The organism is Streptomyces purpurascens (assembly GCF_045040895.1).
Lineage (GTDB): Bacteria > Actinomycetota > Actinomycetes > Streptomycetales > Streptomycetaceae > Streptomyces > Streptomyces purpurascens.
In genome coordinates, this window is sequence record NZ_CP108341.1 from 3,515,092 (window position 1) to 3,533,863 (window position 18,772).

The window sequence follows — 18,772 nt, forward strand, 5'->3', positions numbered from 1 at the left end:
GGCCCCCGGACGGCGGTGCGAATCCGCCCGGTCGGCGGACAGTCGCCCCCAGGCCGTTCGCCTCTGCCCTAGCGACGCCCCAGGGCCTTTGCGCGCGAGTGAGCCCAGCCGGTCAGGAGGACACCGGTGGCGGTGAGAACCGCGTAGGTGAGCAGCAGCGGCAGGAAACCACCGGGGAGCCCGTCCAGCAGCCCCCGCTCGCCCTCGTCGACGAGGAGCCGGACGAGCGCCTGGGCGCACACCACCAGCAGCACCATGCCGAGAACCTGAAGGACGTCGTACTTCATGGCCTTTCCTTCCACGGAGGGGGTGATCAGACGTTACGAACGTATCAACGGGTGAAGGTGGATTGGCCGCCTCTGGCCCAGGATTCTTCCTTTACGTCACACTTTCTCGGCGCGCTATCATGGAGGGGTGCGTGACGAAAAACGACGGGCGTGCGCGGTCTGCGGCGGGCCCATGGCCCGTCCGAGCCGAGGCCGCCCGCCGGTCTACTGCTCCCGGAGCTGCCAGGCACGGGCCTACCGCCGGCGCAGGCAGCCGCTGCCCGAGCCGGGCACGCCGCCCGTGCCCCGGCCCACGGAGGTCCGGGCGCGGCAGCGACGCCGGATCGCCGAGGCGGTGTGGCGTATCGCGGCCCAGCAGGGCCTGGACGCGGCGAGCATGCGCGGGATCGCGGCGGAGGCGAGGGTGTCGCTGCGGGTCGTGCAGTACCACTTCGACTCCAAGCAGGCCCTGCTGGTCGACGCGCTGCGCCTGCTGCACGAGGAGAACGAGCGGCTGGCCCAGGGGCGTATCCGGTACGACATGACGGAGCCGTGCGCGCTGCTGCGGGCGGTACTGGACGAGTTCCTGCCGCTGGACGAGCAACGCGCCTTCGCGCTGCGGGTGTTCACGGCGTACTACGCACGGAGCCTGACCGACCCGGAACTCGCGACGGTGTTCCTGGCCGCCGAGCAGCCGCTGGAACGGCTCGTCGCCGACGTCATCGGGGTGGGCGAGGCAGCGGGGCTCACGACACCGGGCATCGACCGGACGTACGAGGCCGACCTGCTGGTGTCGGGGGCCGTCGGGCTGGGCCTGGACGTCCTGCACGAACGCCGCTCCCTCGCGGATGTGCGGACGGTGCTGGACTACCACCTGACCCGGATCTTCCCCACGGAGACGCCCTCACCCGGACCCGGCCAACGCCGGCCGGCCGCCGAACGCCGGCACTGACCGACCCGCCCTCACGTCGCTTCCCGGGCCCCGGCCAAGGCCGCCTCACCCGGCCTCTTCCGGAGCCGGCGGGCGCCGCTCAGCCGCCTCGCGCATTCCGGTCCGCCACCGCCCGGCAACCGCCCGACCCCGACACCGGCCGAGCCGCCCTGACTTCAGCTCAAGCCGACCCTCACCCACCCCCACGCCCGAACACCGGCCCCAGCACCATCTGAGCCGCCCCCACCGCCACGACTCGCCCGCCCCCGGCGGCGACCCGCACCGGCACGGCCTCCTGACCCGTCCGCCGCGCCCAGGCCTCCAGGACCGTCCCGACCCCCCGCACGAACGCCTCCGGAGCCGTGGCCACCGTGCGGCCGCCCAGCAGGACGACGTCGATGTCGAGCAGGCCCACCAGGTTCGCCGCCCCGGCACCCAGGACCCGGGCCGCCTCCGCCGTGTCGCCGCGCGCCACCGCGCCGAGACACAGCACCTCGACGCAGCCCCGGTCGCCACAGGTGCAGGGCGGGCCGTCCAGCTGGATCACCTGGTGGCCGAACTCCCCGGCCCCGGTCCTGGCCCCCCGGTGCACGGTCCCGCCGATCACCAGACCGGCCCCCAGCCCCGTGCCGAGGTGCAGATAGGCGAAGGAGCCGCCCTCGCCCCCGGCGGCCAGGCCCAGCGCCGCCGCGTTGGTGTCCTTGTCGACCACCACCGGCACCCCGAGCCGCTCCGCCAGCGCCTCCCGCAGCGGAAAGCCGTCCCACTCGGGGAATCCGGTCACCCGGTGCAGCACCCCACGGGCGTGGTCGAGCGGCCCGGGCAGCGCGACACCGACCCCGAGCAAGGACCCGGGCCGGGCGAGCGGCATGGAGGCCGGTGCCTGGGCCGCCGTGTCCCCGGCAGACCCCGCCCCACCCGGCCGACCCTCGCCGACCACTTCCCGCGCGACCCCCGCCCCGCCCGGTGAACCGGCCCGGGCCAGCCGCATGGAGCTCGACGCCTGGCCCGCCGCGTCCCCGACGGACCCCGCCCCATCCGGCCGACCCTCGCCGACCACCTCCCCGGGCAGGGAATCCATCCGGGCGAGCGCCCCGGCGGGCAGCACCCCGGCCACCGTCTCCCGCACCGCTTCCGTCACCGCCGTCAGCACGGCCGGTGCCCCGGCCCCGAGGTCCAGCGGAGCCCGCCGCTCCCCCACCACGGTCCCCCGCAGATCCACCAGCACGGCCCGCACCTCGTCCCGGTCCAGATGGACCCCCACCGCGTGCCCCGCCTCGGGCACCAGCCGCAGCACGGTCCGCGGCTTGCCCCCCGTAGAGGCCCGTCGTCCGGCCTCCGTCGCGAGGCCGTCCTCCCGCAGCCGGGCCGTGATCTTGCTGACCGCCTGCGGGGTGAGCCCGGTCCGCTCGGCGAGTTCGAGCCGGCTGATGCCGTCGGCCCCGGCCGTCCGCAGCAGGTCGAGCACCAGCGCGGCGTTGTGACCGCGCAACACGAGAAGGTTCACCCCACCTCCGGTGCCACGCATGCCGCCTACCCCGCCCGTACGGTCGTCCGCCCTGTTCACGCCCCCCATTGTCCCCGGCGCTTGCACTTTGGCAACAGCGTTGCGAAAGTGGGTGCCATGACTGGCACACCCCTCGGCACAGCCCCCGGCTCGCCCCTCCGCGTCGGCCTCGTCGGCTACGGCCTCGCCGGCTCCGTCTTCCACGCCCCGCTGATCGCCGCCACCGAGGGCCTCACCCTCGACACGGTCGTCACCTCGAACCCCGAACGGCAGCAGCAGGCCCGTGCCGAGTTCCCGGACGTACGCTTCGCCGCCACCCCGGACGAGCTGTTCGACCGGGCCGCCGAGCTGGACCTGATCGTCATCGCGTCCCCGAACAAGACGCACGTGCCGCTCGCCACCACCGCCCTCAAGGCCGGCCTGCCGGTCGTGGTCGACAAGCCCGTCGCGGGCACCGCGGCCGAGGCCCGCGAGCTGGCCGCCCTCGCCGAGGAGCGCGGCCTGCTCCTCTCCGTCTTCCAGAACCGCCGCTGGGACAACGACTTCCTCACCCTGCGCAAGCTGCTGAACGAGGGCGAGCTGGGCGACGTCCGGCGCTTCGAGTCCCGCTTCGAGCGCTGGCGCCCGCAACTGAAGGGCGGCTGGCGGGAGTCCGGCGACCCCGCAGAGATCGGAGGTCTGCTCTACGACCTCGGCAGCCACGTCGTCGACCAGGCCCTGGCCCTCTTCGGCCCGGCGGCCTCCGTCTACGCGGAGTCGGACATCCGCCGCCCGGGCGCCGAGACGGACGACGACACGTTCATCGCGATCACGCACACGAACGGCGTCCGCTCCCACCTCCATGTCTCCGCGACGACCCCGCAACTCGGCCCCCGCTTCCGCGTCCTGGGCTCCACCGCCGGCTACGTCAAGTACGGCCTCGACCCCCAGGAGGCGGCCCTCCGGGACGGCCGGCGCCCCGGCCCCGGCTGGGGCGTCGAGCCCGAGTCGGACTGGGGCCGCGTGGGCTCCGGCGAGTCCCCCGTAACGGGCGGCGGCCGCCCCGAACCCACTCTCCCGGGCGACTACCCCGCTTACTATGCGGCCGTGGCGAAGGCCCTACTGGAGGGCGGCCCCAACCCGGTGACCGCGCTGGAGGCGGCCGCCGCCCTGGACGTACTGGAGGCCGCTCGTCGTTCGGCCCGCGAGAAGGTGACGGTGATCCTGTGACACACAAGAGCTCGCACAACCCTTCGCACCACCAGGAACTCGGCCCCAAGTTCCAGCCGGAGCTGACGCCGAGCCTGGAGGAACTGGAGACGCAGGAACGCCGCCTGGTCTTCCGGCAGTTCAGCCACGACGACGCCTGGGCGCTCGGCTCGCTCCTCGTCGAACTCGCCCGGGAACGGCAGGCCCCGCTCGCCATCGACATCCACCGGGCCGGCCAGCAGCTCTTCCACGCGGCGCTGCCCGGCTCCACCCCCGACAACGACGCCTGGATCGCCCGCAAGCGCCGGGTCGTCGAGCGCTACGGCTCCGCCTCCTACCTGGTGGGTGCCCGTTTCCGCGCCAAGGGCACGACGTTCGAGGAGTCCTCGCGCCTCGACCCCGACACCTACGCGGCACACGGCGGCTCCTTCCCGATCACCGTCGAGGGCGTGGGCGTGATCGGCGCGGTGACGGTGTCCGGACTGCCGCAGCTCCAGGACCACCGTTTCGTGGTGGAGGCGCTGGAGGAGTTCCTGAGCAAGGACCGCTAGCGAGCGAGCCGGATGAGCCGGCCGGAATGAGCGAGAGGTCCCTCTGGTTGGCACCGCCGTAGGCATGATCGAACACGGCGCCCACCCGGAGGGATCGCAACCGATGACCACCGCCCTGAAGGAAACCGTCGGCCGGTACGGCATCTGGAGCGTAGGCCTGCGCTCGGAGGACCCCGACCGGCGCGGCGAACTCGCCGAGGCCGCCGCCGAACTGGAGGAACTCGGCTACGGCGCCGTCTGGCTGGGCGGCAACAGCTCCGCCGCCAACGCCGCCCCGCTGATCGAGGCGACCTCCCGGCTCACCGTCGGCACCAGCATCCAGAGCATCTGGCAGCACGAGCCGGACGCCACCGCCACGGCCTTCGCGGAACTGGAGTCGGCCCACCCCGGGCGGTTCCTGCTGGGCCTCGGGGTGAGCCACGCCAAGCGGGTGGAGCAGTACGCCCGCCCCTACTCGGCCCTGGTCAAGCATCTCGACGGCCTGGACGCCGCCGGAGTGCCGTCGGACCGGCGCCTCCTGGCCGCCCTGGGCCCGAAGTCACTCCGCCTGGCCCGCGACCGAGCGGCGGGCTCGATCCCGTACCTGGTCACCCCGGAGCACACGGCGCACGCCCGCGACCTCCTGGGCGAAGGCCCCCTGCTCGCCCCCGAACTGGGCGTGGTCCCCGAGACGGACCCGACCCGCGCCCGCGCCCTGGCCCGCGAGTTCCTCGGCATCTACCTCCCGCTGCCGAACTACACCAACAACTTCCTCCGGCACGGCTTCACCGAGGACGACCTGCGGGACGGCGGCAGCGACCGCCTGGTCGACGCGCTGTTCGCCTGGGGCGACGACACGGCGATCCGCGCCAAGATCGACACGTTCTTCGAGGCGGGCGCGGACCACATCGCCCTCCAGCTCATCAACGACGAGCCCCGGGACGCCCTCCCGAGGAAGGCGTGGCGCGACCTGGCTTCGGTTCTGGCCTGAGGGAGGTGCCCTGAGGGGCGCGGGGAACTGCGCGACCGGCCACGGACGGCCCGCAGCCGAAGAGCACCGCAGTTCCCCGGCTCACCCAGCGGAGCGCCTACGCGTCCTTGAACTCCTGCCGCTGCCGTCCCAGCCCCTCGATCTCCAGCTCCACCACATCCCCGGCCCTGAGATACGGCTTCGGCTCAGGCTCCCCCAACGCAACCCCGGCCGGCGTCCCGGTATTGATCACATCCCCGGGATACAAGGTCATCACCTGACTGAGATACCGCACGACCTCCCCCACAGAGAAGATCTGCTCAGCCGTCGTCCCGTCCTGCTTCAACTCCCCGTTGACCCACAGCCGCAACGACAGCCGCTGCGGATCCGGCACCTCGTCCGCCGTCACCAGCCACGGCCCGAGCGGATTGAACGTCTCGCAGTTCTTCCCCTTGTCCCAGGTCCCGCCCCGCTCGATCTGGAACTCCCGCTCGGACACGTCATGCGCCACCGCATACCCGGCGACATGCGCGAGCCCTTCCTCCGCGGACTCCAGATACCTGGCCGTACGCCCGATGACGACGGCCAGCTCGACCTCCCAGTCGGTCTTCACGGACCCGCGCGGCACGAGCACCGTGTCGTGCGGCCCGACGACCGTGTCCGGCGCCTTCATGAAGACGACCGGCTCGGCGGGCGGCTCGGCACCCGTCTCGCGCGCGTGGTCGTGGTAGTTCAGCCCGATGCAGACGATCTTGCCGATCCGGCCCAGCGGCGGTCCGATCCGCAGCCCGGTGGCGTCCAGGGCGGGCAGCTCACCGGCGTCCGCGGCGGCCCGCACCCGGCCGAGCGCGGCCTCGTCGGCGAGCAGCGCGCCGTCGACATCCGCGACGACGCCCGACAGGTCCCGCAGGGTCCCCTCGGCGTCGAGCAGCGCGGGCCGCTCCGCCCCCGCCGTACCGACTCGCAGCAGCTTCATGATCACGTCTCCCTCGATCGCGGGCGCCCGACCGACGCGTGCGACCCGGATGCGGCGGGTGCAGCCATCGGAGGACTGGTCGATCCTCCAAGCTGGGAGGTCACTCCGCAATACCCAGTTCACGTACTGGACCGTCACCTGGGGACCAAGCGAGGACTACCTGTAGAGGACGGCCCGCTCGACGACACTCCACGTCGTACTGGTCACCACGTACAGCGCGGCGGCCAGCGGCACCACCGCCACGGTGACCAGCGTGAAGAAGGACATGAACGGCATGGCCTTGGTCACCGCCCCCAGCCCGGGCAGCTGCTCCCCGCCACCGCCCCCAGACGGGACGACCGGGTTCGCGGCCATCATGCGCTTGCTGAGGCGGTAGCTGAACGCCGCGACACCGGCGACGATCACGAACAGCCCGACGTAGACGAGCCCCGCGCCACTCAGCACACCGCCCCCGCCGAGCGCGTCCGTCCACCGCGCCCCCAGCGGCGCGGCGAACAGCTCATGGCCGAGCAGTTCGTTGGCCCGCCCGCCGATCGTGTCGCTGGAGAACAGGTGGTAGAGCAGGAAGAACGCGGGCACCTGGAGCAGCCCGGGCAGGCATCCGGCCAGCGGCGACACCTTCTCCTCGGCGTGCAGCTCCAGCACGGCCTTCTGCAGCTTCTCGGGGTTCTTCCCGTGCTTCTTCCGCAGCTCGGCGATCTTCGGCTGGAGCGCGGTCCGGGCCTTCTGGCCGCGTGCGGCGGCCCGGGACAGGGGGTGGACGAGAAGTCGTACGAGCGCGGTGAACAGGACGATCGCGGCGGCGGCCGCGGAGGCGCCGAACAACGGCTGGAGCAGGTCGGCGAGGTGCTCGACCAGGTTGGCGAAGACGGACATGCGTGAGCCCTCCGGGGGTCTCGTCGTGCCGGGAGTTGGTCATGGCGGCATGACGACCCACGCGGGGTCAGCGAGGTGAATGTGCCCCTACGCGAAGGTCGCCCGGAGGGCGTGTCCGGGTGCCCGGGGCCGGGGGCGCCCCTTGGCGTCCGGGTCGCGTTGCGGCAGGAAGGCCGTACGGAGGTCACGGTCGCGGATGGCCGTACGCACACGGGTGCGGGGCACGGCGGGCGCGCAGCGCGAGGCGACGAGGGCGCAGACCGCGAGCGCGGCCGAGGCCGCGGCGGTCGCCGCGAGCGCGACGGTGGCGGTGAGGCTGCCGGTGTCCAGCAGCGCCACGCCCAGGACCAGGCAGAGCAGCACGAAGGCGGGACGCGAGTTCGCCCAACTGCGGATCATCGACGGCCCCTCCTCCCGTACGCGCGTTCGCTCGACTGCCCGTTCACTGCACTCCGTTCGTTATACACGATCATCCGCACCGACCACGTCCGAGACTTCGTACACGGGTTTGAGAAAGGTTCGTCGTAACTCTCGACAACCCACCCGCCACACCCGATGCTTCTCGATGCCCTCGACTCGATGCCGTCGAGGGCCACCCCCCGCGACGCCGGGCCGGGGGGACCGGCGCCTGCCCTCATTTCCCTTGAACTCCCCTACGGAGGAGCCGTGATACGACGCAGAACCCTGCTGTCCGCAGCAGGCGGTACGTTCCTCGGCAGCGCCCTGGCGACCGGCACCGCGCACGCGGACGCCACCATCGCCGTCACCCCCTCGACCACGTACGGCACCTGGGAGGGCTGGGGCACCTCCCTCGCCTGGTGGGCCAACGTCTTCGGCGCCCGGGACGACTTCGCGGACCTCTTCTTCACCACCAAGTCGGTGACGTACAACGGCCGCTCCCTGCCCGGCCTGGGCCTCAACATCGCCCGCTACAACCTCGGCGCGTCCAGCTGGAACAGCGTGGGCGGCGAGACGATGGCGAAGTCGCCGAACATCCCGGCCTTCAAGCAGATCGAGGGCTTCTGGCAGGACTGGAACAACGAGGACCCCACCTCCTCGGCCTGGAAGTGGTCGGCGGACGCCAACCAGCGCGCGATGCTGGTGAAGGCGACCCAGCGCGGCGCGATCACGGAACTCTTCGCCAACTCCCCCATGTGGTGGATGTGCGCCAACCACAACCCCTCGGGCGCGGCGGGCGGCGGCAACAACCTCCAGACCTGGAACTACCGCCAGCACGCGAGCCACTTGGCGGCGACGGCCCTCTACGCGAAGAACAACTGGGGCGTGAACTTCGCGACGGTCGACCCCTTCAACGAGCCGGCCTCCACCTGGTGGACCGCGACCGGCACCCAGGAGGGCTGCCACATGGACCCCGCGGTCCAGGCTGCCGTACTCCCCTACATGCGCAGCGAGTTGGACAAACGCGGCCTCACGAGCCTCCGCATCGCCGCCTCGGACGAAACGAACTACGACACGGCCCGCTCGACGTGGGCGTCCTTCAACTCCGCCACCAAAGCCCTGGTCTCCCAGGTCAACGTGCACGGCTACCAGGGCTCGGGCGGCCGCCGCGACCTCCTCTACACGGACGTGGTGACGACGTCCCGCAAGAAGCTGTGGAACTCCGAGACGGGCGACAGCGACGGCACGGGCCTGACCCTGGCCTCGAACCTCTGCTCCGACTTCCGCTGGCTGCACCCCACGGCATGGTGCTACTGGCAGGTCATGGACCCGTCGACGGGCTGGGCGATGATCGCCTACGACGCGAACACCCTCCAGCCGACCACGGTCCAGACCAAGCACTACGTACTGGCCCAGTTCAGCCGCCACATCCGCCCCGGCATGACGATCCTGGACACGGGCGTCAGCTACGCGGTAGCCGCATACGACGCCACCTCCCGCCGCCTGGTCCTGGTAGCGGTCAACACCTCCACGTCCGCCCAGACCCTCACCTTCGACCTCTCCCGCTTCACGACGGTGACGGGCGGCTCGAACGGCGCCGTCCCCCGCTGGAACACGGTGACGACGGGCGGCGACGCCTACACACCCCACTCGGACACCCGCCTATCCGGAAAATCACTGAGCGTCCCATTCGCCGCAAAGTCGGTCCAAACACTCCAAGTGGACGGCGTGACGCTGTAGGCCGGCGGCCGACGGACGGCACGGCGGCGGTTCGGGGCGATCTGTAGAGCCCGGATGACAAGCATGAGGAATCCGCGCAGGCCAGCGGTCTGGCCTGCACATCTCTCACGCTCGTCACCTCCCGGCAGTACGGTGTCCCCCATGCGCCCCGACACGCCTGCCGAAAACGTCGACCACACCGCCGAAGCGGCACGCCTGGAGCGGACCGCCGGCCTGTATCCCGAGGACGCCGAGGCCCTGCTGCTACGGGCCGCGGCCCACCTGGAACTCTCCGGCGACCGCCCCACAGCGTCCACGCTCTACGACCGCCTGCTGTCCTCCACGGCCGACCTGGACAACCCCCACCTGGTACGGGCGCTCAAGGCCTCGAACCTCTGGGAGTACGGCCACGAGGCCGAGGCCAGGGCGATCATCGAGGGCGTCCGGGCAGCCTCCCCCCAGGACCCGGCCCCCTGGGTCATCGTGGCCGAATCCCTCGAATCCCACGACGAACTGGAAGCGGCCCACGAGACGTTCACGGAGGCCGTGCACCGCCTGCTGACGGACGTGGCGGAGCCCCCCTACGCCACCCACCCCCTCCTCTTCGGCCGCCACCGCGTACGGCGCATGCTGGGCGAGTCCCACGACGAATGGGACGCCCTGGCGGACACGGTCCACTCCCTCCCGATCACCCTGGACGAACTCCACGACCCCAAGCGCGTCTGGTCCCTGGGCTCGGAGAACCCGGCAGAACTGGAGGCCGAGATCCTCCGCCTCCGAGCAGAACTCGGCGCCTACAGAGAGGCCCTGTCCCGCCCGTTCCCGGTAGCGATCCTCCACTGGCCGGCCACGGAACTGACGGAACTCCTGGAGGCGTACCCCTCCCTGTCCGCGGAGTACCCGACCCACGAGTCCCACCTCGCGACCATAGAGTCCGCACTCCGGGAGCTGGCCTCCTCCGGCACCCCGAACCTGGGCATCGTCACGGGCACGGTCCCGTCGTACGAGGCCTTCGCAGCATCGGAGCTGTCGTCCCCGTCGGACGCGACGCTGCTCCCTCAGTACGCGACGACACTGGCGGCGCGGGGGCGGGCGATGGCGTGGCCGCCGCAGCAGGGGGCGGCTTGCTGGTGCGGCTCGGGGCGGACGTACGGCCAGTGCCACGGCTCGGACGCATAACCGAGTCCTGCAGAAGATGCACGACCCACTTCCTCCCACCGAGTACAGCGAGGCCTTCGGCCCATGGCTGGGACGCCAACTGCGTCGAGCGGGCATGTCGCAGGCCGACCTGGCTGACCAGGTCGGCACGACCCGCGCCACCGTCTCAGCCTGGATCACAGGTCGCGCGGAACCCCATGAAGAGACGAGGGCCCGCATCGCGGGCATCCTTGCCACGGCACAACCCTCATGACGCGCACGGTCGGCCTCCCGACGCGGCCGACCGGCGCGCTGGCCCTCGCCCTGGCACCTCGGCCACCGGCCAGTCGCCGCTAAGCCAACCCGGCGTGCCCTGAACCGCTGACGCGCCCTGCACCCCGAGTGCCTGGACAACCCGCCGTTGGACGACGAACCGATGGCCCCCGGCCCTCCTGGGCCGCCCGCTCGCTTCTCCCTCGTGCTGGAGCGGCCCGGGTCAAGGGTGGCCCGAAGGGCCATCGGCGCCAGCCGACGCGGAACGCAGCGCAGCGGAGTGAAGCGCTCTTGAGGCGGGCTGTGGAAGCACGACACTGGCCATGAAGCGGGCGGTTCAACGGCAACGGCAGCCCACCTTTCGGTACAGCCCCTCGAACGTCAGTGATTGCTGTTAGAACAGATCCACATCGTCACGCGTGATCGTGTACGAGAACCACGAGGGATCAGGGGAGCAGTCGTGGCAGAACATGGGGGCCTGTCCAAGCCGATCGCGGGTGTCTACGAGAAGCTGATCACCCATGGTTTGCATGACGAGCTGGAGCGATTCACGGCCGCGGGGTGGAAGGCAATCGATGCCGAGATCACGCCGGAGTCCACGCCCCACGTACTGGCTCGCTACATCGGTGAAGCGGTCAGTCAGAGGCTGAGCGAGCTTCCGCCCGAAGACCGTGTGGCTGTCGCGAACCGCATCCTCGATTCCCTGGACACGAGTGCCGCCGACCCGAGCGAAGCCAAAGCCGTAAGCACGAGCACTATCGCCGAAGGCCCTCGACAGCTCCTTGCTCTCGCTCAGCAGGAGGCCCCAGGCGTCTACGCACTCCGCCCCCTCACCCCCTTGTCTGAGACGTCGCTCATCACAAACTCTCCAGAAGACCTCAGTCTCGGCTCCGAGCTCAGGGCAGAACTCGCCACGGCAGACCGCATTGACCTCCTCTGCGCGTTCGTGAAGTGGTATGGCATTCGCGTCCTCGAGGATTCATTGCGCGCCGCGAAGGAGCGGGGTGTGCCGATCCGTGTCATTACGACCACCTACATCGGCGCCACCGACCGCCACGCACTTGACCGCCTCGTTCGCGACTTCGGCGCTACGGTCAAGGTCAACTACGAGATCCGATCCACGCGACTGCACGCCAAGGCCTGGCTCTTCAGGCGCCACACGGGCTTCGACACGGCGTACGTCGGCAGCTCCAACCTCTCAAAGGCCGCGCTCCTCGATGGCTTGGAGTGGAACGTCCGCCTGTCCTCCATCGCTACACCGGCGGTGCTGAACAAGTTCGAGGCGACCTTCGACGCGTACTGGAACGACTCCGCGTTCGAGACATACGACCCCGATCACCACACCGAGCGCCTCGACCATGCTCTGGCTCAGGCAAGCGGTAGCACCTCCACCACTGACCTGAAGATCAACCTCTCTGGGCTGGAGGTACGTCCCTTCCCCTATCAACAGGACATGCTGGAGCGTCTACGGGTAGAGCGCGAACTCCGAGGGCGCAATCGCAACCTGTTGGTCGCAGCAACCGGTACCGGCAAGACCGTCATGGCGGCCGTGGACTATCGGAGCCTGGCCAAGAGCTTCGATAACCGCCGACCAAAGCTGCTGTTCGTCGCACACCGCAAGGAGATCCTCAAACAGTCTCTCCGGACGTACCGAGAGGTGTTGGACGATGCCTCATTCGGCGAGCTGCTCTATGGCGGCGAGGACCCGCAAGCATGGGACCACGTGTTTGCCAGCGTCCAGTCACTGAACGTCCAACGGCTAGAAGAGTTGGCTCCCGACCACTTCGACATCATCGTGATCGACGAGTTCCACCACGCCACGGCCACCACCTACCGTCGAGTTATCGATCATTTCAAGCCCAAGGAGCTTCTCGGCCTGACCGCTACCCCCGAGCGGATGGACGGGCTCAATGTGCAGGACGAGTTCTTCGAGGGCCGCATCGCAGCCGAGATGCGGCTCTGGGAAGCCCTTGAGAACGACCTGCTCTGTCCCTTTCACTACTTCGGCATCCCCGACGGCACAGACCTGACGAACCTCACTTGGCAACGGGGCGCGTACGCGGACCAGGACCTCGGCAACCTCTACACGGGCAATGAGGCACGTGCTCGTATCGTCGTCAAACAGATCCGAGACAAGGTCTCCCAGCCCGGAGCCATGCGTGCGCTGGGCTTCTGCGTGGACAAGAAGCACGCCCACTTCATGGCGGACTTCTTCCGAAAAGCGGGCTTTCAAGCAACCGCGCTCATCAGCGACTCACCGGCTGCAGCACGTGCTCAAGCTCTCGCTGATCTACGAGAGGGGAAGCTGCAAGTCATCTTCTCTGTGGATCTCTTCAACGAGGGCCTCGACATCCCCGATGTCGACACGCTTCTGCTCCTACGCCCCACCAACAGCGCCACGGTCTTCCTCCAGCAGCTAGGCCGTGGGCTACGACGCACCGAGATGAAGCCCGTGCTCACTGTCCTCGATTTCATCGGACAGCACCGGGCAGAGTTCCGCTTCGAAGAGCAGTTTCGAGCTCTGACGAACCTCTCCAGGAACCGGCTCGTCGATCACATCGAGCACGACTTCCCGCTCCTTCCATCGGGATGCCAGATCATCCTGGAAGGCAAAGCCAAGAACTTGGTGCTGGACAACATCCGCACGCAACTGAGCGCTACCGTCAAGACCTTGGTCAACGAGGTCAAGGCCTATGAGACGCCACAGCTAGCGGACTACCTGCGGGAGAGTCGCAGGGAGATCAAGGAGTTGTACAAGAGCGACAACTCCTGGACGACCATCCTGCGCCGAGCCGGCCTGCTCAAAGCTGCTGCTCCTACTGGCGAATCGGCGCTCCTCAAACGCGTCCACGCTTTCCTGCACGTCGATGACCCCGCCCGAGCCAACGCGTACCTCCGTCTCCTCGCCGACGAAGTACCGCCATACGACGAGCTAGACCCCGCGGACCAGGCCTATGCCCGCATGCTCTTCTTCAACTTGTGGGACAACGCAGGCGGCTTCACCAGCTTCCAGCAAGGCCTCGACGCGCTCCGCGACCAACCGGTCCTTCGTGACGAGCTCCGCCAGGTCCTGTCCTACGTCATCGAGCAGGCGGACCACTTCCCGATCCCCTTGTCGGGCAGCCACAGCCAGCTCCCGTTGAAGGTCCACTCCTCCTATAACCGCTCCGAGATTCTGGCCGCCCTCGGCGTAGCACGCTTCGGCGGCCAGATGCCCAGGTCCTTCGCACAAGGCGTCCAGTGGGTCGAAGATCTCCAGACAGACGCCCTTCTGATCACTCTGGAGAAGAACGAGAAGGACTTCTCCCCTACTGTCCGGTACAGGGACTACGCGCTGAGCCCGACACTCTTCCACTGGGAGTCCCAGAACTCCACGGCCGGAAGCTCCCCAACAGGACAGCGCTACCAGCATCACGCCGAGCGGGGTAGCCACGTCCTGCTCTTCATGCGTCGCTACAAGAACACCGACATCGGTAAGTCTCAGCCTTGGATGCTTCTCGGTCCTGCCACCTACGACGGCCATACCGGCAGCAAGCCGATGGCGATCACGTGGCGCATGGAGCATGAGCTGCCAGCCGACGTCTGGTCGTACGCAGCCATCAACGCAAGCTAGTTGACCACGTTCAATGTCAGAGTGATCAGCTAACGTCAGAGCATGGACTTAGCTTCGATCAAGCCCGGGCTGATGACCACACGCGCAGCGATGAAGAAGCTGTTCGGCGGAGGGACGCAGGGAGGGATCATCCCCTCCGACACCACCCCCAACATCCTGATCTACGTAGATCACGACAGCGGCAAGAAGTACGGCTACGAGGACGGCTGGCTAGAGGAAGAGGACGACCGAGGGCCGGTGTTCGAGTACACCGGCCAGGGCACCCGCGGAGAGCAAACGTTTCTGGGGCTGAACGGCTCCCGCAACGCAGCCGTCTTGTGTCACGCAGACAGCGGAAAGTCGCTGCGCGTCTTCATGGCAGCAGGAAAAGTCCCCGATCCAACCTCTTCCGCTAAGCAACAACGGTACGTAGGCGAATTCGAGCTGGATGCAGAACTTCCGTACACAGTGCGCGAGGCACATGACGAGAACGGCGAGCGCCGTCGCATCATCGTCTTCCGCCTACGCCCTAAGGGAGACTCTGAGCGCCTCACTCAGGATGTCATCAGTCGCGCGAAGGAAACCGACACCCACAGGGTTTCCGCCAATGTGGTCGCGTGCAAGATGGCGGAGCCGAAGAAGAAACGTGCGTCCGAGACTAGGCGGGCTGCACAACCGAGCCTCATAGCCGATCTGCGCCAATCAGCGTTGCGAGAGCAGTACCTCGAGGAGCTCACAAAGCGTGAGCACGAAGTCTTCGCGTACCAGATAAAGATCTCGGGCACGACCAAGACCCTCAAGACCGACCTATACGACGCCACCACGCATGAACTTTATGCGATTAGGGGCGCCAGCAGTCGGGACGAGGTACGCATGGCCATAGGTCAACTGAAGGACTTTGCACGGCACGTCAAGCCGCGCGACCCCAAACTGACCGTACTGCTTCCGGAAAAGCCGCAGGATGACTTGCTGAATCTACTTCACACAGAGGGAATTGATCTCGTCTACGGAGATGCCGTTGGCTACACGAGATGCGCGGTCAAGTAGCAGTACCCTGCAAACCTCTTTGGAGTAATCGTGGCAGAGTCACCAGAGCATTCTTTCCTATCAGACACAGCCCTCCAGATCATGGACAGCGCATCGAACTCAACACTGTTTGGCTATACAGAAGGCCAGCGCAAGCGCTTTGACTTCTCCTGCGACTTAAAGAAGGACTGGTCCAAGGTAATTGCAGGGCAAACTCTCTGGAAGCACGACGGGGACGGAATCGACAAGGACCTAAGAACGCTTCTCCACGAGCAGGACATCGCCGCGGCGGTATACATCGCTCGACACCAGAGCCGTAGCCGTGCGCGCCTCGCCGAGGTAACACAGGACTACCTCCGCACCATGCCCGGGAGCCTGTCTCGCCTGCGCGTCTTCTGGGTGCCGGCGGACTTCGACGCGGACGACGAAAAGTCCCGCACGACCGTCCACACCCTCTTGAAGGAGGAGATCACCAAGGATCTCCTCCTCCAAGTAGCCCTAGGAGGCCTTACTCCCCCGGATGTGACCCGCTTCGCGTCCTCACGGCGCCCCGGCCTCCCGCTCAGGATCCTGTCGCACGTCAAGAAGCAGGGCTATCGCAACCATCGACACATAGCCAAGGCTCTGGACGTCAACCTGAGCGCTCTCCAGTTCGAAACAGAACGGCTCTTCATCATAGGGTTCCTGTCGAGCGACAGCCCGCAAGGGGGCCTGTACAGCGTGACGGATAGCGGAAATGCGATGCTCGATATCTGCTCGCGCCTCCGCGACTACCTTCACGGAAACCTCGGCAAAGGAAACAGGAACGAGGATTTCGAGCACATATGCAAGCTGCTGGGCATCGAATACCCATCGATACCCAAAACGGCACCCCTACTAGTCGGTGACGATGGCCGCGATATACAAGACCCCACCGCACTGCTCCTGCAGCACGTGGCCCAAGCGGACGCTGACGGGTCCGTCGAGTGGCCCGAACCCTACTTCGCAATACCTTCGAGCTCCGAGATATCCACTTCCGAGTGAGCCTGACCCGTTCGGCTAGGGCAACCCTTGGATAGTCTTTCCACATGATTCGCGCAGTGGTCTTCGACGTCGGTGAGTGCCTCGTGGACGAGACCCGGGAGTACGGCACTTGGGCCGACTGGCTGGGCGTACCGCGGCACACGTTCCATGCGATGTTCGGGGGCGTGATCGCCCAGGGCCGGGACTACCGGGAGACGTTCCAGGCGTTCCGGCCCGGGTTCGATCTCTACGAGGAGCGGGAGAAGCGGGCCGCTGCCGGGCAGCCGGAGAGCTTTGGGGAAGAAGATCTGTACGAGGACGTCCGACCGACGCTGGGGCAGCTCCGGGCCGACGGGCTGTGGCTCGGTATCGCTGGGAATCAGACCGTACGGGCCGGGGGGCTCCTGCGGGAGCTGTTCTCCGGCGACGTCGACCTGATCGGTACATCCGACGACTGGGGCGCCAGCAAGCCCGACCCCGAGTTCTTCAAGCGGGTAGCCGAGGCCGTGCCCTTCGAGGTCCGCGAGATTCTGTATGTCGGTGATCGGTGCGACAACGACATCAGGCCGGCCGTGCAGGCGGGCATGCACACTGCGCTTGTGCATCGCGGGCCGTGGGCCACCATTCAGTGGGACAGCACCGAGGCCAGGGAGCTGCCGACCTTCCGCGTCGAAGATCTGCTGGAACTGAGTGACCGAGTGCGCACGTTCAACGCCTCAGCACACTGAGCGTCGTAGACCAGTCATACAGGCGGTCGTCGAGGTCGCGGACGCAGCTCTGGTGTTGGTGAGGAGTCAGTGCACGACGGACCTCGCGTACGCGGTCCATGCCCGTGGCGTACCAGGTGAGTGCCAACTGATCGAGCGCCTTGCCCGCGTACTCGCAGGCTGCATCGGGGTTCCCGGATGCGGCCTCGACGGCTGCCAAGTCGCCGTAGACGACCGTGCGTTGTTTCTCTTCGCCGGGGGCCATGGCTTCCAGCGCCTGGAGCAGTGCCGCGCGGGCCTGCGGGAGGTGGCCGGCGAGCAGTTGGGTATTGCCCTTGAAGGCCGCCAGCCGCCCTGGGGAGAACCAGTCCATCCATTGCGGTGAGGGGTGTTCGTTGCCGTCCTCGAGGATGTCCTCGGCGTGGCCGATCAGGTGCAGGGCGGTGCGAGTGTTGCCGCACCTGGTCTCGCATTCGGCCTCGACGGCGTCCAACCACGCGAGGAATTCCGCGGAGGCAGGGGCGCGGCGCGCATAGGTACGTGCCGCGATCATGCGTTCCTGGGCTCCCTCTTGATCTCCCGCCCAACCCGGAATGAACGCCATGTGCGCGATGATCGCCGAGCCGAGCAACGGGTCGTCGGCCTCGCCTGCGGCTTGCAGGGCGAAGAGGAGCGTCTCGTGTGCGGTGGTCGGCTCGGACAGGTCGAAGAACTCGATCCGACCCGCGAGGAGGTAGGTCTCCGCCAGCGCGGCGGCGATCGTGCGCCGGGTGGAGTCCGACGTCTCCGGAAGGAGGGCGCAGCCGAGCGTCGCGTGTGCCAGGACAGCCGGGTGCAGCTTGGTCGGCGCGACCGACCAGTAGAGCCGACGGTGAGAGCGGGTCACTGCCTCGAAGTCCGTTCCGGCCGTGGCCGGTTGCGTAACGGCTGTGGCTCGGCCTGGCCCCATCGCCAGGCCCCACGCGGCCGCCCCACCGGCGACCAGCGTGCGTCGGACGGGGTCGGGTGTTGAGCCCTCCGAGCCCCATGGGGGCGTGAACCCGAGGGACTCCATGTTCTGGCCAAGCAGGTGTACGAGTACACGCTGGCAGTCCGGTTGCGGCCACGGTGGATTGTCCGACTCCCAGCGGCGGACCTGGCGGACCCCGACGGACAGGCCGCGGATGCCCAAGTCCTTCGCGTGCTCGGTGAGGGCATCGGCCAGGTCCTGCTGTGAGTTGAAGCCGACGGCCACCCGGGCAGCCTTGAGTCGAACGTTGCCTGTGGGCCTTGGCACGGGGCCACCTCCTCCTGCTGACAACTTGCCCCTCACCCTCCCACGAAGGTCCGCTACAGGACACCTACTCCCCCTCAGGGAGTCACTCAGGCCCTTCCAAGGTCCCATCAACGGCCTTTTGAAGTCCTCGAATAGGCGATGCGGTTGATGGACTCTGTTTGCCGTACCGATCGACGGACAGCAAGGGGAGCACGCTGTGGACACACACGAGGGCTTGAACAGAAAGATCTCGGAGTGGCTCGCTCGGACCCACCCGATTCCCGAGCGCGTACGGACGGAGTGGGCCTCACAGGGCGTCGCACTTCTGCCTCTCGGCGAGCGGTTCTCGGCGGTGCGTATCGCGTCCGAGGTCGTGCATGCCGCTGTTCAGTCCAAGGATCAGGACCGAGTGGCGACG

At 68.1% G+C, this 18,772-nt stretch carries 17 protein-coding genes; 11 read left to right on the plus strand and 6 right to left on the minus strand.

Annotation, left to right across the window (positions count from 1 at the left end):
* Positions 1 to 68: 68 nt before the first annotated feature.
* A complete protein-coding gene (locus OHU35_RS15925; protein ID WP_189723894.1) occupies positions 69 to 287 on the minus strand; it encodes a hypothetical protein in 219 nt (72 codons plus the stop codon).
* 127 nt (positions 288 to 414) lie between these two features.
* On the opposite strand from OHU35_RS15925, the gene OHU35_RS15930 reads away from it, so the two are divergent.
* Entirely contained in the window at positions 415 to 1,218 is an 804-nt protein-coding gene (locus OHU35_RS15930) for a TetR/AcrR family transcriptional regulator (RefSeq protein WP_405505698.1), read from the plus strand.
* A 172-nt stretch (positions 1,219 to 1,390) separates the two neighbouring features.
* Here OHU35_RS15930 and OHU35_RS15935 read toward each other — a convergent pair whose 3' ends face one another.
* Entirely contained in the window at positions 1,391 to 2,725 is a 1,335-nt protein-coding gene (locus tag OHU35_RS15935; protein WP_405505700.1) for an ROK family protein, read from the minus strand.
* 96 nt (positions 2,726 to 2,821) lie between these two features.
* On the opposite strand from OHU35_RS15935, the gene OHU35_RS15940 reads away from it, so the two are divergent.
* The 3 genes from OHU35_RS15940 (at position 2,822) to OHU35_RS15950 (ending at position 5,413) form a co-directional block, all read left to right on the plus strand.
* Positions 2,822 to 3,913 carry a Gfo/Idh/MocA family oxidoreductase gene (locus OHU35_RS15940; RefSeq protein WP_189723897.1) on the plus strand — a complete coding sequence of 364 codons (1,092 nt, stop codon included), beginning with the start codon at positions 2,822 to 2,824 and terminating at the stop codon, positions 3,911 to 3,913.
* Positions 3,910 to 4,443 (plus strand): heme-degrading domain-containing protein, encoded by a 534-nt coding sequence (locus OHU35_RS15945; protein ID WP_189723898.1) that lies wholly within the window; start codon positions 3,910 to 3,912, stop codon positions 4,441 to 4,443. Before OHU35_RS15940 ends, OHU35_RS15945 begins: the two co-directional genes overlap by 4 nt.
* 103 nt (positions 4,444 to 4,546) lie before the next feature.
* Positions 4,547 to 5,413: an LLM class F420-dependent oxidoreductase gene (locus OHU35_RS15950; protein WP_189723899.1), complete on the plus strand. Its 867-nt coding sequence runs from the start codon at positions 4,547 to 4,549 to the stop codon at positions 5,411 to 5,413.
* A 97-nt stretch (positions 5,414 to 5,510) separates the two neighbouring features.
* On the opposite strand, the gene OHU35_RS15955 is transcribed toward OHU35_RS15950, so the two are convergent.
* From OHU35_RS15955 to OHU35_RS15965, 3 genes are all read right to left on the minus strand, one after another.
* Complete coding sequence (locus OHU35_RS15955) at positions 5,511 to 6,368, minus strand: fumarylacetoacetate hydrolase family protein (protein ID WP_189723900.1); 858 nt, start codon at positions 6,366 to 6,368, stop codon at positions 5,511 to 5,513.
* Between the two features lie 156 nt (positions 6,369 to 6,524).
* Positions 6,525 to 7,244 (minus strand): YidC/Oxa1 family membrane protein insertase, encoded by a 720-nt coding sequence (locus OHU35_RS15960; RefSeq protein ID WP_189723901.1) that lies wholly within the window; start codon positions 7,242 to 7,244, stop codon positions 6,525 to 6,527.
* Between the two features lie 87 nt (positions 7,245 to 7,331).
* Positions 7,332 to 7,643: a DUF6412 domain-containing protein gene (locus tag OHU35_RS15965; protein WP_189723902.1), complete on the minus strand. Its 312-nt coding sequence runs from the start codon at positions 7,641 to 7,643 to the stop codon at positions 7,332 to 7,334.
* 267 nt (positions 7,644 to 7,910) lie between these two features.
* Here OHU35_RS15965 and OHU35_RS15970 point away from each other — a divergent pair, with 267 nt between their 5' ends.
* From OHU35_RS15970 to OHU35_RS16000, 7 genes are all read left to right on the plus strand, one after another.
* A complete protein-coding gene (locus tag OHU35_RS15970; RefSeq protein WP_189723903.1) occupies positions 7,911 to 9,383 on the plus strand; it encodes a beta-1,6-galactanase in 1,473 nt (490 codons plus the stop codon).
* Between the two features lie 141 nt (positions 9,384 to 9,524).
* Complete coding sequence (locus OHU35_RS15975; RefSeq protein WP_189723904.1) at positions 9,525 to 10,541, plus strand: SEC-C domain-containing protein; 1,017 nt, start codon at positions 9,525 to 9,527, stop codon at positions 10,539 to 10,541.
* 16 nt (positions 10,542 to 10,557) lie between these two features.
* Positions 10,558 to 10,773 (plus strand): helix-turn-helix transcriptional regulator, encoded by a 216-nt coding sequence (locus OHU35_RS15980; RefSeq protein WP_189723905.1) that lies wholly within the window; start codon positions 10,558 to 10,560, stop codon positions 10,771 to 10,773.
* A gap of 459 nt (positions 10,774 to 11,232) precedes the next feature.
* Positions 11,233 to 14,385 (plus strand): DUF3427 domain-containing protein, encoded by a 3,153-nt coding sequence (locus OHU35_RS15985; protein WP_189723906.1) that lies wholly within the window; start codon positions 11,233 to 11,235, stop codon positions 14,383 to 14,385.
* Positions 14,386 to 14,427: 42 nt separating this feature from the next.
* A complete protein-coding gene (locus OHU35_RS15990; RefSeq protein ID WP_189723907.1) occupies positions 14,428 to 15,411 on the plus strand; it encodes a hypothetical protein in 984 nt (327 codons plus the stop codon).
* A 30-nt stretch (positions 15,412 to 15,441) separates the two neighbouring features.
* The gene (locus OHU35_RS15995; protein WP_189723908.1) at positions 15,442 to 16,413 is read left to right on the plus strand and encodes a hypothetical protein; all 972 of its coding nucleotides are present in this window, start codon (positions 15,442 to 15,444) and stop codon (positions 16,411 to 16,413) included.
* A 44-nt stretch (positions 16,414 to 16,457) separates the two neighbouring features.
* A complete protein-coding gene (locus OHU35_RS16000) occupies positions 16,458 to 17,120 on the plus strand; it encodes an HAD family hydrolase (RefSeq protein WP_189723909.1) in 663 nt (220 codons plus the stop codon).
* Here the strand turns inward: OHU35_RS16000 and OHU35_RS16005 are convergent.
* Positions 17,101 to 18,375, minus strand: coding sequence for a transcriptional regulator (locus tag OHU35_RS16005; RefSeq protein ID WP_189723910.1), 1,275 nt, complete (start codon positions 18,373 to 18,375; stop codon positions 17,101 to 17,103). The genes OHU35_RS16000 and OHU35_RS16005 overlap by 20 nt on opposite strands.
* Positions 18,376 to 18,772: the final 397 nt, after the last annotated feature.